The sequence below is a fragment of the Stenotrophomonas sp. 2201_Sma genome (assembly GCF_056486685.1).
Genome location: NZ_CM151329.1, coordinates 2,255,749 through 2,271,216, shown reverse-complemented (window position 1 = coordinate 2,271,216; position 15,468 = coordinate 2,255,749). Strand labels below are relative to the sequence as shown.

The 15,468-nt window shown below is 61.1% G+C and carries 16 protein-coding genes; 7 read left to right on the top strand and 9 right to left on the bottom strand.

The features are described from left to right. Window positions 1–27: 27 nt before the first annotated feature. On the bottom strand, window positions 28–216 hold the full coding sequence (locus ACZLIF_RS10630) for an arginase family protein (protein ID WP_187756563.1): 189 nt from the start codon (window positions 214–216) through the stop codon (window positions 28–30). A 46-nt stretch (window positions 217–262) separates the two neighbouring features. Here ACZLIF_RS10630 and ACZLIF_RS10625 point away from each other — a divergent pair, with 46 nt between their 5' ends. Further along, on the top strand, window positions 263–592 hold the full coding sequence (locus ACZLIF_RS10625) for a TonB-dependent receptor (RefSeq protein ID WP_223025135.1): 330 nt from the start codon (window positions 263–265) through the stop codon (window positions 590–592). A gap of 26 nt (window positions 593–618) precedes the next feature. Further along, complete coding sequence (locus ACZLIF_RS10620) at window positions 619–1,449, top strand: DUF4198 domain-containing protein (RefSeq protein ID WP_005413408.1); 831 nt, start codon at window positions 619–621, stop codon at window positions 1,447–1,449. A 104-nt stretch (window positions 1,450–1,553) separates the two neighbouring features. On the opposite strand, the gene ACZLIF_RS10615 is transcribed toward ACZLIF_RS10620, so the two are convergent. From ACZLIF_RS10615 to ACZLIF_RS10595, 5 genes are all read right to left on the bottom strand, one after another. Next, window positions 1,554–4,694 (bottom strand): efflux RND transporter permease subunit, encoded by a 3,141-nt coding sequence (locus ACZLIF_RS10615; protein WP_005413407.1) that lies wholly within the window; start codon window positions 4,692–4,694, stop codon window positions 1,554–1,556. Next, the gene (locus tag ACZLIF_RS10610) at window positions 4,691–6,205 is read right to left on the bottom strand and encodes an efflux RND transporter periplasmic adaptor subunit (protein ID WP_005413406.1); all 1,515 of its coding nucleotides are present in this window, start codon (window positions 6,203–6,205) and stop codon (window positions 4,691–4,693) included. Before ACZLIF_RS10610 ends, ACZLIF_RS10615 begins: the two co-directional genes overlap by 4 nt. After that, entirely contained in the window at window positions 6,202–7,500 is a 1,299-nt protein-coding gene (locus ACZLIF_RS10605; RefSeq protein ID WP_024957398.1) for a TolC family protein, read from the bottom strand. The genes ACZLIF_RS10610 and ACZLIF_RS10605 overlap by 4 nt, the downstream gene beginning before the upstream one ends. A 79-nt stretch (window positions 7,501–7,579) precedes the next feature. Next, window positions 7,580–7,975 carry a hypothetical protein gene (locus tag ACZLIF_RS10600; RefSeq protein ID WP_005413404.1) on the bottom strand — a complete coding sequence of 132 codons (396 nt, stop codon included), beginning with the start codon at window positions 7,973–7,975 and terminating at the stop codon, window positions 7,580–7,582. Window positions 7,976–8,112: 137 nt separating this feature from the next. After that, window positions 8,113–8,355 (bottom strand): heavy-metal-associated domain-containing protein, encoded by a 243-nt coding sequence (locus tag ACZLIF_RS10595; protein ID WP_224482004.1) that lies wholly within the window; start codon window positions 8,353–8,355, stop codon window positions 8,113–8,115. A 315-nt stretch (window positions 8,356–8,670) separates the two neighbouring features. On the opposite strand from ACZLIF_RS10595, the gene ACZLIF_RS10590 reads away from it, so the two are divergent. The 5 genes from ACZLIF_RS10590 (at window position 8,671) to ACZLIF_RS10570 (ending at window position 12,962) form a co-directional block, all read left to right on the top strand. Beyond that, window positions 8,671–8,964 carry a BPSL0761 family protein gene (locus ACZLIF_RS10590; protein ID WP_223224794.1) on the top strand — a complete coding sequence of 98 codons (294 nt, stop codon included), beginning with the start codon at window positions 8,671–8,673 and terminating at the stop codon, window positions 8,962–8,964. A gap of 2 nt (window positions 8,965–8,966) precedes the next feature. After that, a complete protein-coding gene (locus tag ACZLIF_RS10585) occupies window positions 8,967–9,908 on the top strand; it encodes an SseB family protein (RefSeq protein WP_049401588.1) in 942 nt (313 codons plus the stop codon). A 172-nt stretch (window positions 9,909–10,080) separates the two neighbouring features. Further along, window positions 10,081–10,713 (top strand): hypothetical protein, encoded by a 633-nt coding sequence (locus ACZLIF_RS10580; protein ID WP_021201832.1) that lies wholly within the window; start codon window positions 10,081–10,083, stop codon window positions 10,711–10,713. An 88-nt stretch (window positions 10,714–10,801) separates the two neighbouring features. Beyond that, complete coding sequence (locus ACZLIF_RS10575) at window positions 10,802–11,233, top strand: NIF family HAD-type phosphatase (protein WP_031269101.1); 432 nt, start codon at window positions 10,802–10,804, stop codon at window positions 11,231–11,233. A gap of 1,099 nt (window positions 11,234–12,332) precedes the next feature. Then, window positions 12,333–12,962 carry a cyclin-dependent kinase inhibitor 3 family protein gene (locus ACZLIF_RS10570; protein WP_306341171.1) on the top strand — a complete coding sequence of 210 codons (630 nt, stop codon included), beginning with the start codon at window positions 12,333–12,335 and terminating at the stop codon, window positions 12,960–12,962. A 314-nt stretch (window positions 12,963–13,276) separates the two neighbouring features. Here ACZLIF_RS10570 and ACZLIF_RS10565 read toward each other — a convergent pair whose 3' ends face one another. The 3 genes from ACZLIF_RS10565 to ACZLIF_RS10555 all read right to left on the bottom strand — a co-directional run bounded on the left by ACZLIF_RS10565 (window position 13,277) and on the right by ACZLIF_RS10555 (window position 15,418). After that, a complete protein-coding gene (locus ACZLIF_RS10565) occupies window positions 13,277–13,951 on the bottom strand; it encodes a helix-turn-helix domain-containing protein (RefSeq protein ID WP_005413401.1) in 675 nt (224 codons plus the stop codon). A 242-nt stretch (window positions 13,952–14,193) separates the two neighbouring features. Beyond that, complete coding sequence (locus ACZLIF_RS10560) at window positions 14,194–14,721, bottom strand: DUF6988 family protein (RefSeq protein WP_395760189.1); 528 nt, start codon at window positions 14,719–14,721, stop codon at window positions 14,194–14,196. A gap of 436 nt (window positions 14,722–15,157) precedes the next feature. Continuing rightward, the gene (locus ACZLIF_RS10555) at window positions 15,158–15,418 is read right to left on the bottom strand and encodes a hypothetical protein (protein WP_049401600.1); all 261 of its coding nucleotides are present in this window, start codon (window positions 15,416–15,418) and stop codon (window positions 15,158–15,160) included. Window positions 15,419–15,468: the final 50 nt, after the last annotated feature.

Sequence of the window (15,468 nt, the reverse complement as noted above, 5' to 3'; positions counted from 1 at the left end):
CACTGCCTTTTGCCAGCCGATATCACTTCACTGAGCCTGCGCACTGACCATTCGGTGGATCAAACGCGCGGCCACACGTGCGGTGGCTTGATCCGGATCCAGGGGCGGACACAGTTCCGCCACGTCGACCACACGTACCTTGCCCGAGGCCATGACCAGATCCAGCAGGGCTTCCAGGACCTCCAGACTCACCCCGCGTGGGTTGGGGGCGCTCACGCCCGGGGCCACCACCATTGAGTACGCCGGCAAGATCACCAGCGGCTTGGGTAGCTACACCCAGTGGCGTGGCTTGGGCTCACTGCGTATGGGCAAGAACCGTTGGACCGGCGTCTATTCGGCGCAGTACATCGGCAGCGCGGACGACATCATCGCCGTGCCCGACACGATCGGCTCGCATGTGTCCAGCGTGGTGTACCACAGCCTGCAACTGAGCTACGGCATCAAGAAGAAGTGGGATATCTCCGCCGGCGTTGAAAAAGTGCTCGATAAGAAGGCGCCGTTCGTGAAGAACAACCCCAACACCGACACCGACACCATGACGTACGACTTGCTGGGTCGTCGCTGGAATGTCCGCTTTGGTTACCACTGGTAAGCCACGATCACGAGGAGCTACACATCATGAGAAACACGCAACTATCCGCCACACTACTGCTGTTCGCTGTGGCCGGCAGTGCCGGTGCGCACGACCTGTTTGTCGCTTTCTCCAAGCCTGGCACCGCAGCGGGCGAGGCGAACACAGCGTTGGTGAACAATGGCACCTTCGATGAAAGTGCAGGTGCAGTCACCCGAGCGCGTCTACAGGACGTTTCGCTGAGTCAGGGCGGCGCTAAGGCTGCACCGGACTTGGCCAGTTGGAAAGAGGTCGGCAAGCAGAGCCAGCTCACCGTGCATCCGGCGGGCGAGGGCACCTATCTGCTGGGGGTCTCGACGATGGCCTCCACCAGCACGCGTACGGCCAGCGAGTTCGGCAAGTACCTGGAGTTGGAAGACTTGCCCGATACCCTGGCCACCTATGATGCGAGCAAGTTTCCCAAAGGGGTCACCTATAGCTATACCAAGCATGCTCGTACCATTGGACAGGTGGGCACAAAACTGACCGACGATTTCGCTGCCTCGCTGGGCTATCCGCTGGAGATCCGCTTGGCCCGCAATCCTGGAAGCGTGAAGGTCGGCGAACAGCTGTCGTTCCAGGTGCTGCAGCAGGGCACGCCAGTGCCCAACCTACGCGTGTACGTCGGTCATCGTGCTGACGCACCGGTCAAGGGTGGGCACGGTAGCGCTACGCTCCTGCGCACCGATGCCCAAGGCCAAGCCAGTTTCCAGGTGACCACCGCCAAGACCTGGTACATCCACACCAATCACATTGTGCCCTCTACACAAAAGGGTTTGGATTTTGTGTCGGATCGGGCGTCGCTGAGCTTTGAGATTTCCCCGCACGCCGGGCACTGATAAGTAAGCATGTAGGCGGTACTCTCCCCTTTGACGCCAGTCATGACTTCTTCCATGACTGGCGTCTTTTTGTGGGGACTTACCTCAAGTGCTCAGTCTGTCTCTCATTGGTCGCCCCGCGCCGCGCGCAATCCACGTCGCCGCACTAGATAGAACGCTGCGGGAATCACCACCATAGAGAGCACCGGTGCGGTGAGCATGCCACCCAGCATCGGCGCGGCGATACGTTGCATGACCTCCGAGCCGGCACCGGCACCGACGAAAAGCGGAAACAACCCGGCCAGGATGACGGCTACCGTCATCGCCTTCGGGCGCACCCGTTGCACGGCGCCTTCGTAGATAGCCTCTTGCAGGGTAGACACATCTTCCGGCGCACCGCTGGCCAAGCGCTGCTCCCAGGCATGACGCAGGTACAGCAGCATGATGACGCCGAACTCAGCCGCAACGCCGCCCAGGGCGATGAATCCGATCATGCTGGCCACCGAAATCGCATGGCCCAGCCCCCAGATCAACCAGAAACCGCCCACCAACGCCAAGGGCAAGCTGAGCAGGATGATGGATACATCGCTAAGCCGGCGAAACACCATCCAGATGACCAGGAAGATGATCGCCAACGCCGCGGGCACCACCCATTGCAGGCGTGCCAAAGCCCGTTGCAGATACTCGTACTGCCCCGACCACGCCAGACCATAGCCGGCAGGCAAACTCACCTGGGTCTGCACCGCGGCTTGCAGGTCCTGGACCACCGATCCCAAGTCGCGATCGGCCACATCCACGTAGATGTAGCCCACCAACCGGCCGTTATCGCTCTTGAGCATCGGCGGGCCTGGGCTGATTGACAGCTCCGCCACCTGGCTCAAGGTCAGTTGCACACCGCCTGGCGCGATCAGCGGCAGATCCTGCAAGGCCTGCAACGAGTCACGCTGGCCACGGGGGTAGCGCAAGACGATGGGATAGCGTTCGCGCCCCTCGATCGTTTCCCCGATTGGATCACCGCCAACGACCGTGGCAATCAGTTGCTGGAGTTGGCCTTGAGTGAATCCGTAACGTGCAGCGATTTCCGGGCGCACCTGTACATCGACATAGCGCCCACCCGTGACGCGTTCGGCCAGTGCCGAACTCACGCCGGGCACAGTCTTGGCCACCTGCTCGATCTGCTGGCTCAGGCGCTCGATCTGCTCCACATCGGGTCCGGAGACCTTGATCCCAATCGGGCTCTTGATGCCGGTGGCCAACATATCGATGCGATTGCGAATGGGCGGGACCCATAGGTTGGTCAGACCGGGAATCTTGACCGCTGCGTCCAACTCCTGGCGTAGCTTCTGGGGGGTCATGCCCGGGCGCCATTGATCCCGCGGCTTGAAGGTCACGGTGGTCTCAAACATTTCGATCGGTGCCGGATCGGTCGCACTTTCGGCACGGCCCGCCTTGCCGAACACGTGCTCAACCTCCGGTACGGTCTTGATCATCCGGCCCGAGAGCTGGAGCAACTGACGGGCCTTGTCGGCGGACAGGCCGGGCAGGGCCGTGGGCATGTACAACAGGCTGCCTTCTTCCAAGGGCGGCATGAACTCACTGCCCAACCGGCTAAAGGGGATCAAGGTGAGCACTAGCAGCAGGCCGCTGAGCAGCAAGGTGACACCGGGATGTTTGAGGACCCACAGCAGGATGGGCCGATAGCCAGCGATCAGGATGCGATTGATGGGGTTCTGCTGTTCCGGGCGGATGCGGCCGCGGATCAGGTAGCCCATCAAGACGGGGATCAAGGTCACCGACAACCCTGCTGCGGCGGCCATCGCGTAGGTCTTGGTGTAGGCCAGAGGCGAGAACAATCGCCCTTCCTGCGCCTGCAGGGCAAAAACCGGCACGAAAGACAGGGTGATGACCAGCAAGCTGGCGAACAGGGCCGGTCCGACCTCGGCCGCCGAGCGGGCCATCAGCTGCCAGCGCTCCTCACCCTGAGGTTCCCGGCCGTGCGCCTCCCGCCAGTGCTCCAGATGCTTGTGTGCATTTTCGATCATCACCACCGCTGCATCGACCATCGCACCAATGGCGATGGCGATGCCGCCTAATGACAGCAAGTTGGCGGAGATCCCCTGGGCGTGCATCACGATGAAGGCCGCCAGGATACCCAAAGGCAGGGTGATGACGGCCACCAACGCCGAGCGTAGGTGCCACAGGAACAGCAGGCATACCAGCGCTACGACCAGAAACTCTTCGCCAAGCTTGTGGGTGAGGTTGCGTACCGCATCCTGGATCAGCTCGGAGCGGTCGTACACCGGCACCACTTCCACGCCCTCGGGCAAGCTGGATTGCAACGCCTGCAGTCGCGCTTTGACGTTCCGAATGGCCCCCAAGGCATCCTTGCCGGTCCGCAGGACGATCACGCCGCCGGCCACCTCACCTTGACCATCCAACTCTGCGATACCACGACGGAAGACCGGCCCGCGACTGATCGTGGCCACCTCGCCGAGCAGGACGGGGATGCCGTCGTTGCCGGTTACCGGCACCTGTTCGAACGCCTCCTGTGTGCGCAGGTAGCCTTCGCTGCGCACCATCAGTTCGGCTTCGCCTTGTTCGATCACCGAGCCCCCGGTAGCGCCGTTGGCCGCATCCACCGCCTCGATGAGCTCGGCCACCGTCAGTCCACGGGCCGCCAACGCCTGCGGATCGGGCTGGATCTGCCAGGCGCGCACCGCACCGCCCACACTGGCTACTTCAGCCACGTCCGGCACGGTTTTTAGCTCATAACGAAGAAACCAGTCCTGCAACGCACGCAGCTGCCCCACATCACGTTGACCTGTCCGATCCACCAAGGCGTACTGGTAGATCCAGCCCAGTCCTGTCGCATCAGGACCCAGCGCCGGATTCACATTCGGCGGAAGTCGATCGCGTACCTGGCTCAAGTACTCGAGCACTCGAGAGCGCGCCCAGTAAAGATCAGTGGCATCGTCAAACAGGATGTAGACGAATGAATCACCGAAGAAGGAGAAGCCGCGTACCGCCTTCACGCCCGGCACGGACAACATCGTGGTGGCCAACGGGTAGGTGACCTGGTCTTCGATGATGCGCGGGGTTTGCCCCGCCCATTGCGTGCGGATGATGACCTGGGTATCGGACAGGTCCGGCAGCGCATCCAGCGGCGTGTTCTTTACCGACCAGATACCGACCACCGCCAGCAGCGCGGCGGCAACCAGCACCAGCACGCGATTGGCGATGCAAGCATGGATCAGGCGCGCGATCATGGTGTGCCCTCCATCGCTTCGGACATGACCTCGCTTGCCTGGCAATCAGCGGCTGCGGCGGGGCCGAACTTGGGTACCAACTGCATATCCATGAACGGTGACTTGCCCGGCTTGTCGAAATGCTTCTCCGGCACCATCGGGTCATACCAGTACTGCACCGGGCAGCGCGGCGGCGTAGAGGTGGAGGTGTCTGGCGCGACAGGCGCCGGCTGTCTGGACGGTGACGGCACGACAGTGCGTGGTTCGTGCCCGGCGTCATGGCGCTCGTGCACACCTGATGCGCTGGCAGGGCGTGTCGGTTGTGCAGCACCCAGGCGCTCCAACGCACCGGAGAGACTGGCTTCGGAGTCGAGCAAGAACTGACCCGAGACGACCACGCGTTCACCACCGGCCAAGCCTGCCACGATCTGCGTGCGCCCTTGCACGCTACGTCCCACACTCACCCGCACTGGCCGGAAGCTCCCGTCCGGATCCTGCACGATGACCCGGCTGTCCCGCCCGGTGGCGATCAGCGCCTCCGTGGGAACGACTGGCAGGGCCTGCTCGGCGTCGGGCTGCACCAGAACCTCGGCGAACATGCCCGGCACCAGCCGACGCTGCGGGTTGCGCAGCACAATTCGCGCCCGCTGCGTGCGACTAGCCATGTCGACCTGGGGAAGCAACGCCTGGATCTGTCCGGCAAAGCGCTCTGCCGGCCAGGCACTGACCGTGGCCTGCACTGAGGTCCCCGGCCGCAAGGTGCCCAGCGCTGCCTGGGGTACCGAGGCCTCCAGCCACAACGTGTCCAGCCCATTGATCTTGAACAGTGGCGTACCGGGCATCACCGTCTGTCCCTCGCGTGCCAGGATCTCGGTCACGACACCACTGTGGTCTGCGCTAAGCACGACGCCACTTCTGGCCGAGGCGCCAGAAGGAACACCCAACGAACGCAACCGTTGTTGCGCCGCACCCTGCAGCTCACGCGCGCCCGCGGACTGAGCTTGGCTCAGGGCATGTGCTTCGGCGATGGCCGCGTTCCATGCCGGGGCCTGCACGGTGGCCAGCGTTTGACCACGACGAACCTCGGTAAACGGCGCCTTTACCTGCACGTGGGTGATCAAGCCTTCCATGCGCGCACTGATCACGCTTTCCTGGGTCAGATCCCACGTCAGTGTGCCCGGCACGCGTACGGCAGTCCCTAGTAACTCTACCGTCACTTCCTGAGTGCGTATGCCCACGTTCTGCTGCAGGCGCGGATCGATCTGCGTTCCGCCCCCTATGGCCTCATCTGCGTATTTGGGCAGCAACTCCATATCCATGAACGGAGATTTGCCCGGCTTGTCGAATCGCTGCTCCGGCGCCATGGGGTCGTACCAGTACAGCACCTTGCGTGCTTGATCTGCGACGCTCGTGCCGGGGGGCGGGGTGGTATCAGAGGTTCGAGTCATCCAGGCGTAGCCGCCGGCAAAGCCGAGCGCCAGCAACCCGAGGGCCACGGCGAGCTGTGTGAGACGCGTCTTGGTCGGGCTCATGGCGTGTTCTCCTCATGGGGTAGCAGATAGGCCAGTGCCGCCCAGGCACGGCCCTGTTCGCCCAGCAGACGGGCGTTCTCCAGGTGCAATTCGATCTCATCGCGCCGCGCTTCCAGCCACGGCTGCAGGTCGGCACCGGCGCCGTAGGCGGCCAACGCCGTGCGTGCACGATCGCGCGCCAAAGGCAGGCTCTGCGTGTTCTGGCGCTCCAACTGGCCGGTTAACCCGCGCCATCGCGCTATCGCGCGTTGCACCGACTCGGCTTGGATGCGCCGGGCCTCATCGCGCTCTGCGGACACCGCCTCCAGCTCGGCCCGCCGTGCCGCGATGCCTCGTGCTTGGCGGTTCTTCTGGAACAGCGGCAGGCCCACACCCACTTCCACCATGAGCATGTCGCTGCGCGCCATGCCGTCGGGTGCGCGCTCGCGACGTCCGTAGGTGAGCTCCACACTCCAATCCGGGCGGGTTTCGGCCACGGCCGCATCCACCTGGGCCTGGGCTAAGCTCTCGCGTGCCTCCCAGCCCAGTAGTGGCGTGTGTTGGTCCAGTTTGGCCAGCAGTTGGGTGGGCTCCAATGGCAACTGCGAAAAATCCGGTGCCGCACCACTGGCCAAGATCGCCTCTGGTGCAATACCCAACCACCGCGCCAGGCCGGCCTGCGCGGCGGCGTGCTCCGCATGTACCTGCTCCAGGCGATTGTCCAACTGCAGTAGGGCGGCCTGGGCGGCAAGCACATCACTGGCCCCGGCCGTGCCGCCTGCCAAGCGAGCACGCGCCGCACGCTCGGCTATACGGGCCGGCTCGCGCAGACCTTCCAACGCATCTACGGCTTGCTGCGTACTCCACAGCTCGATCCAGGCCAGCGCGGCCGCTTGGGCCACCATCTGCTGTTCGGCCATCGACAGTGAGCGCGCTTGCGCCAGCGTCGCTTGCGCCAACGCGTGCTCGGCACGTCGTTTCGCACGCGCAGGAAACTCCTGCATCAGACCGATTTGCTGGGTGGTCATCTCATCGGCCCGCAAGCTGAAGGCATCGGGTCCGCTGACGGGCCAGTTCGCCAGCCCCACGATCAAACGTGGGTCGGGAAGCGCGCCAGCACGCGCGGCTTCTTCGGTACTGGCATCGATCTGCGATCGGCGCACCTGCAGGGTTGGGGCGTTAGCAAGCGCCCGTTGTAGGGCTTCTGTGTAGCTGATCGGGATAGCGGGCGATGCCGCCAGCACAGGACCACTGAGCGCCAGGGCAAACACGAACCCACACGCCATCTTGCGCCTTGCACGCAAGAAGAAAGACATCTCCATAAGACCTCCGGGAAACGACAACGAGCGCGCTGCAACGCATGCAGCACGAGCACGGGTCAATCCAGGAGGGGGCTTAAATCAGCAGGCTACAGAAGCGCTGCAGGGGAGGCGGATCGGACACGCACACCGGAACATCCCGATACAACTGCGCGTGTACCGGTGGCAACAGAGCCTGCACCAGCGCGAAGGCGGCCAGCGCGGGCTGGTAAGGCACTTGAGGGGCCTTCGCATCGGCCGTGGCGATGTGATCGCGCTGGCAATGCTGGTCGCACAACGCCGGAGCATCGGGATCCGGCGTGGACATCTCTTCGCAACCGACCATCAGGGTCGCTTGTCCAGCTTCCACCGATTCCAGCGGACAGGCGTAAGCCACCAGCGCGAGTTGCTGCAGCAGCAGCGCCCACAGTCCCAGCCATGCCAGTCGGGCACGAGAACGGGGTCGCCGCCATCGCCTCAGCAGCCTCACCATGACAGCTCCCGCACGCCCGAAGCAGCGCCTGCGGACGCTGGGCAGATCAGGGCAGGGGACGTGCGAGCTCTCATGATGGCCAGTCTAGCCCTCTTGGGGCCGACTGTCATTGATCAGGATCAAGCCCTCGCGCGGACTCAGCGGTGGCATCCGCCGCAGCAGGAGGATGCGACGGCCGGGGCGGCCGGCGTACCAGCCTCAGAAGGGAGCACCGCAGCGATCACATAGCCTTGCCGCTGGATAGCCTCAACCGCCTGTTCTACGGCAAGCAGGCCCTCGATCTTGACCACGCCACTGCCCAGATCGACGTCCACCTGGGCGTGGGGGTCAAGGGCCTGAATGGCTTGGGTGACCGTTCGGACACAGTGACCACAGGTCATACCTTCAACAACGAGATTCATGGACAACCCTCCAAAAGCATCGGCGGTTTGCCGACGGCGTGACGATGAGCCTTCCCACGGTGGGAAGGTCAAACGACAGGCAAGTTGAGTGGTAATCCGTCCCGCGTTGTTGACCTTCCCATCATGGGAAGGCTCAGGCTACCTGCTCGTTCCTATTGGCCCTCACTCCATGGACATAACGCTCACTTATGCGAATTAAGTTATTGATTATATTACATTAATACAGGAATCGCAAGGTCTGTAGTTGCACCGTGCCCTGGCCGGCCACAAACGCGATAAGCTAAGCATTCCTTAGTGCTAGTCATTCTTGATGTCATGACGATGCCATCTGAGCGCACCCGCAATGTGCTGCAGGCGGGCGCGTTCCTCAGGCAGCTAGCGGCCAGCCAAGCCGTGCCTAAAGAGGTGCGGCAAGAGGCATATCGACTGCTGCGGCACTATCCAACCGTCAGCGACATCGAGGCGATTGCTGAGCACGAAGAGCGGCTGCGAGCGCTGACCCAGTCGGCCTTCGTACGACCCTACCTGAGCAGCGAGATCGAGGCGGATTGGTTCTCCGGGTACCCGCTCGGCCCTCATCGCATCTGACCATGAAGCAACCGAGCAGGCCGCGTGGAAGAGGGACTACGTCTGCGGAGACAGCGCTGGAGGCTTCCTTTGAACGGGCCCGCGACAGTGCGGCCGAGGAACGCGCATTCTTCAAGCGACTGATGGATGCGATCGTGTACGTGCATGCGCCCATCTCGGACGACGCGCAGACACTGCGGCTGGTCCAGTTCCGCCATCCTGACGGTTTCGATGCGATCCCTTTCTTTACCTCGCTCGACAAGGCGCAGGCGGCCAGCTCGTCTGCTGTCAGAATTCTGGGAGTTTCAGGCCGTGAGCTGCTAACCGGTACTCGCGGCGCGACGTTGATGCTCAATCCCAACTACGGCGGCGTTGTCCTGTACCCGGAAGAGGTTGCGACATTGTTGGATACGGGCTTTCTGGCCAGGGTGGAACGTCTGGCGCCGGCGGAGTTCGCGGTGAGACCTGCCCAGGCCGCGCCGGCTTGGCTCGCTCCGGCCATCAGCGGCAGCCTTGAGCACGCCGACTTCGTCTCGTCGGCCTATCTCCTGGAAACTCACTCGTCAGGGGGCGTCGAACAGCCTCCCGGTCTGTTGATCTGGCTGGTGGTGGACCTGGCTTTCGCCGAGCGGGCGGCTCGTCTGGTGACCACCGCCATACAGCCCTTATGCTCAGATTTGGACGTCATCATCGACTTGGCGGTCCACGACGTATCGCTGCCTTTGCCGGCGGGCTTGGATGATCCCCAGATCCTGCCCATATTTTTTCACGAGAATCAAGCCAACTTGAGCACAGCTCATCGGCCTATGAGCCCTGAAGATAAGCTACTAGCACTCCTTCCGGGATTGACCGAGGAAGAGAAGGAACGGCGGACCCGCGAGGGTATGGCCGACGTCGACGCTGGACGTACGATCCCGCACGAGGAACTACTGCAATGGATCAGGCGACGGTCAGAGCCTTCTTGAAGGTTTCCGTTGGGTCAGGAGCGTGGAAACTCTTGAATCCAATATTCAAGAAGGGCACGCGTGCCTGAGCAGTACTCCAGGAATGCCTGTGTCACGCGGCTTCTGGTTCAATCAAGCCTAGGTCTGTAATCCACGAACTGCCTGACGTCGAGGGGTGTTTCCTCGTTGAATCATGGTGTTAGAGACGATTCGGCTGTTTTTCTCACGAATCCCTGCCGACCTTCTTGAAAAACTGAACCAGACCTACCCAAACGCTTCCGTAAGGCAGGTGGTGAGAGGGCAGGTTAAGCACATCAGGGATAGCAATCCCAAGGAGATAGAAGCGCTACGACAGGAGGCCAACGATCAACTTCCTACTATCGCCGAGCTAAAGAGGGTCAGTGCGGTTGATCCAGAGTTCCGGATGGAAAACAGCTTCTTTGGGCCCAAGCCAGTCATCACCGCCCGCATCATCAACCGCTCAACACTGCCATTGAGCGAAGCGAGCTGGAATGCGGCGCTGTACATCAATGGCGATGTACAGCCTGTAGCCACGTCGAAGGTGCGCAGCGATTTCCGTTCCATCGAAGGCCTCAAGCCCGAACACCATGTTACGGCTCGATTCACTGTCGGATTCGTCAAGGGCGATAAGGCCTGGACCACCTTGGCAATTCGTCAAGCTACATCCACACGCGTCGAGCTGGAGATGATCCCTGAGACAGCAATGGACTTTACGGACAAAGCCTATCTAAGTGCCGATCTTCAGAAGCGCATTGATTTCCTTGAGAACCAACTCAAGCAAGCGAGCGAGTTCGAAGATGTCTGATGCTACCAAGCCCCGCCGGCGGATCACCCTCCGGCGGGGCTTGGTAGCGGTACCGACGTTCACCCCCGCCAAAGAGGACCATTACACAATGCGCCCGTCCATCCTCGCCTTGGACTTAGAAGGAACGCTGATTTCCAACGCTGTAAGCCAGATCCCGCGCCCGGGCCTCTACGAATTTCTGGAGTCGGCAAAGTCGCTCTTTGAGGGTCTAGTCATCTTCACCACAGTTCCGGAGCCTAGATTTCGCGAGATTGCCGACCTATTGGCTTGCGAAGGAGCGGCCCCGGGTTGGTTTGCCCGCTTGCCATACATAGACTGGACTGGGCCGACGAAGGATCTTGCCAACGTTTCCCAGCCCATCGGCTCTGCATGGCTACTAGATGATTACGCCCCCTATGTACAACCGGGACAGGAACATTGCTGGGTCCCGGTTCAACTGTTTTGTTCTCCTTACCCCGAGGACGACGCGGGACTGGACGATGCCATCGAGGCAATCCGTAAGCGACTGAACGAGTACTAGAGGGCCATCTCTTGGCCAGCGTCCAATGGGCCACAGGCTCGCCGGTCAACCAAGGTCCAGCGCTTCGTTGGAGAACCGTCGATATAGACCTGGGGGGGGCGTTTACCGCGATAGAGTCCTGAGCCCCCTCAAACCATCTCATGGACCCGTGGCAGCTGGTCGGTCTACTCAGACTAGAAGCTAAAGCTGCCAACTGCCGCTAGGTTCCAGCCAGTACGCCATGCCCAGCGGCAGGAAAGTCTCCATTGCAACGTCCAGGATCAACGGCTGACGCCAACCCTGACCAGGCAAGAAGCAAAAATCCTTCCGGGCGAGGGTTCCAGCTTGCTCGCGTCCAGCTAACCAGATGCATCTGCGTTTTATCTCGCGATCAAGTGCTCGCCTCGCGGCATGCTCATCCAAACCGCTTTGTATGAACTCCGAGGCAGAATTTCGCATGCTCGCCCACAGCACGTAGCGCTTACGCCCCAAGCTGAGCGCATTCCATTCAGGCGATCCAATCGACTGAAGCCCGTCGCCTAGCTTCGGGTCCAACCGATGCTTCCGCAGAAGGTTTGCCAAGTACGCTCGAGCTTCGGTGGATGCCAGTGAAATTCCGAGATTCCGCCTCGCACTGGGCGTGCACTCAGCCGCCCACTGGGTGAGCGACCGGGTCAATGCCGACTCAAGGTTCAAGTCACTGCGAGACCACGGAGATTTGTAGGACCAAGCCAGGGGCTCATACAGAGATCTTGCGGCAAGCCGAGAACATTCGACTGGTTCGCGATGGAGGACGCGCAGCGTCGCAAGCGTGTCAAGTGCCTGCGAGGCCAACCCCTCAGCAGCTACCGGCGAACTAGCCGTTCTTGAGCGCTCTAGCGCGCACCACGCGCACGCAAGAAAGGGACCTATTGAACGAACGAAATTGTCCAGTTCTGGCCAGGGCGCGATGAGGGTCGGTTGGCTAACGACATAGGCCACACAGCCCTCAAATCGCGATACCAGTTGTCAGGATATCAACCTGCCCACAGACTGTCTATCTGACTTTCCGATATTGACCCTTAGGTGTTCTCTCCAGTTCAACGATATCTGAACATCCGATATCCTAGCCGTGCAGCGAATGAGCGGGGAGCGCCCCGGCGCACGACGCAGAACGTTACCGCATGTTGGGAGAGCCGAAATGATGCGCACCAGCGCTAGCCACCCGTTACTGATTGCAGAGTTGCCTGTTGGAGCCCATGGAGGCGGCATAGGGGTGACATTTGCGCCAGGCAAGTACCAGGAAGTCGCCATGACTGGAGCATGGGCGAGAGACCTAGATGTGGACGTCTCGGCTATTCAGGACTGGGGTGCCACTCACCTAGTCACCTTGCTTGAGCCTTGGGAGCTCAAGGACCTTCGAATCGAGAGCTTACCGGCGATAGTGGCGGGGAAGGGCATCTCTTGGCATGGACTGCCAATCACTGATGGAGCCGCACCAGACGACAGACTCCTCAAAGATTGGCTACAGCTAAGTGCTGAGCTCGTCGCTGACATGCTGAGCGGTCAAAGGATCGTGGTCCACTGCAAGGGGGGGTTGGGACGCGCGGGAACGGTCGCTGCCATGCTTTTGCTGCAGTCTGGCGAGGCCAAGCGGGCATCGGATGCCATCCACATGGTGCGGCATGCCAGGCCAGGCGCAATCGAAACGATTGCTCAAGAGGAGTTCCTAGAGTACTGGGCGCAGAGCCTTCACCCGGGCGGAGCTTGACCACTCAGGTGCGCAGTCAGGAACTCAAGGACGAGTTGCCTGTGGATCCAGAACTCGAGGGCTTCTTAGGTCTGGATCCAGAAATCGACGGCGTCTCCATAGTGGATCTTCGCGAGGGTTCAGGGCACATCAAAAATTCGCTGCCTCGAAAGCTAAGAACCTTGCTGTCGCACGAATCAGGGTCTTGTGCTGGGGCCGGACCAGCGCTATCGCTGACTAAGGCAGGGCAACCTCCAGGGACTGTACTGCGACGGCGCGATCAATAGACATCTGTCAGATGTATCGCCACCACTATCGATCTAATGAATGCTGACTCAGCCGATGCGTGCTGCCTTAGGAGTTACGATCTGACTGCACTCGTGGCCGAGGCGAAACGCCACGACGTACAGGACCGTGGCATCCATCGGCATACCTGAGCCCATCCGAATGACGACCTTACGCTGACCGTGCGACAGTGATACTCCCAGTTCCCGCAGGACCTCAATGCGCTGCTGCAGCCCGTCGTAGATGTCTAGCTTGTCGACTTCTGAATACAGGTCTTGGCAGTCGCGATACTCACGGTAGTAGTCGACCAGTGCAGCAAACTCGCTCGCCGCCTCGCGCGACAGCTCGAAAGCCGGTTCGGACAGATCCATGTCGCACGAAACGATCAGGCTGGCCAGCTCGCGCCCAGCAGCAAGCGGGGACACCGCCAGGGTGATGTAGTCGCGCTCAAACTGCGCTTGCGCCGCCTGCAGTTCCTCGTCTGTCGGCAGCGAGAAAGGCTTGTTGAGTGCATCGATGTCATTGAAATCGAAGGCGCGCGCCAGTGCGCGACGGGTGTCGAAACTGGCCGAGTCACCCTGCTCAACCCGCTGAACTGTTCGCACGTTCAGGCCCGAGATCTCGGCCAATTGTTCTTGCGACCAATGACGCAACTGGCGGAACTGGCGAATGCAGGCGCCAACCTCAGCAGCGGTAAGCAGGCGAGGCGGGGTCTTGGTGGTCATAGAAGATAACTCCGGAGGGGTAGGGAGCCCAGATTAGGAGGGTGCCGAACTTGGAAACATGACAGTCGCCCGACAGGCCCCCGACACAGATCAACTGCCAGGACTTGCCCCAACGAGAAATCCGGGGCAACTGCTTATGCGCCCGTGATGTTCTCCCCGTGCCCCCAGAGGGGGGCGAGGCCCAACTGCCTAGTCACTCACCACAGACCCCACCCTAGACGCGCAGGCGATCCGGGACAGCTCTATGGCGAGGGCTGATGGGGGGTCAATGGCTCCAACTCTGGCAAAACACCCCCAAATTGATGATGCAGTGCATTCATCCATGCCAGAACTGGTTCGCCTGGCCACAGGTGCGCCAGATTCAGAAGGGTTAGCATGGCAAGCGCATTGCTGTTCATGGCCACCCCCGCCAGAAGCGCGCCCGGGTAGCCATTTAACTGCCTTGCCAAGGGGTGAATCCCGGCATGGAGATAGGAGTTCAAGCCGACATAAAGGCATTGTCTGGCTCTGCCCAACAACTGTGATGCTCCTCGGGGCCCAGAGGACTCAAGCTTTACGAGCATGTCCTGAACGCCAGGGAGCCTCTTTGCCGCTTGCTGACTCTCCAGAGTCAGGGGCGCAAGAAGCTTCTCGATGTCGGTGTCGGTAGCTGCATAACATGCCCAGGTTGCACGCACGAGGGCCTCATACTGGGGCCGGACCAGCGAGATTGCTGACTGGGGCAGAGTAGCGATCAGGGACTGTACTGCCACGGCGTGATCAAGGGACATCTGGCAAAGTGCCGCCACCGCCGTCGATCTTCGGTCACGTCCATGCTCTATCTCCATCCAAGCGGCTCGAATTTCACCCAAGAGCTCTAAGGAGCCCTCCAGCACAGACGCCCGATCCTGGTCAGCCGATTGAGGCACAAGTCATCCTAGAATCGTGATCTGCAGGCAAGAGTAACGGCTCGTCCATCGGGCAAAGCCCTCAGTTGGCCGGCTGGGCTGCAGCATCTGTTAGCCGGTAATCTCTGCATTGCATCATCCGTGCATCAGCAATTTCTGCGTTGCGTCAGTCGCAAGTCAAATTTTTCTGCAATGGACCGTCTTGCACTGAAATTTTATTCCTCAAAAGCTGAAATCTCTGCAATGGCACCCTAAGAATGTCTGCGATGAACAGCGTTCTGGTCCGCGCGCGATTGCTTCCTATATTGCAACCATACGCTCAGCCAGCCAACCGCCGGGATCCATGATCGCGCGAGCGGACGATCCCGGTCGCAAATGGCTGGCTGCCGTCACTCTCGTGGCTTTGAGCGATCAAGGGGAGCAGTCTGGCCCACGTGTCGAACAGAAGCCTTGGATCTTGGTGGATCAGAAGCGAAACCCGCAGCGCATCTTCCATCGCCTTGAGGTAGCCGCGGCGTATCTCAAGTGCGTTCTCGCAAGCATTGGGGCGACCAAGAATTTGTGTGATCGCGGAGGCCATAGCAGTCTGGACAGGAGGGGAGGGGAAGGCGATAGTCTGCAAACGTCTAG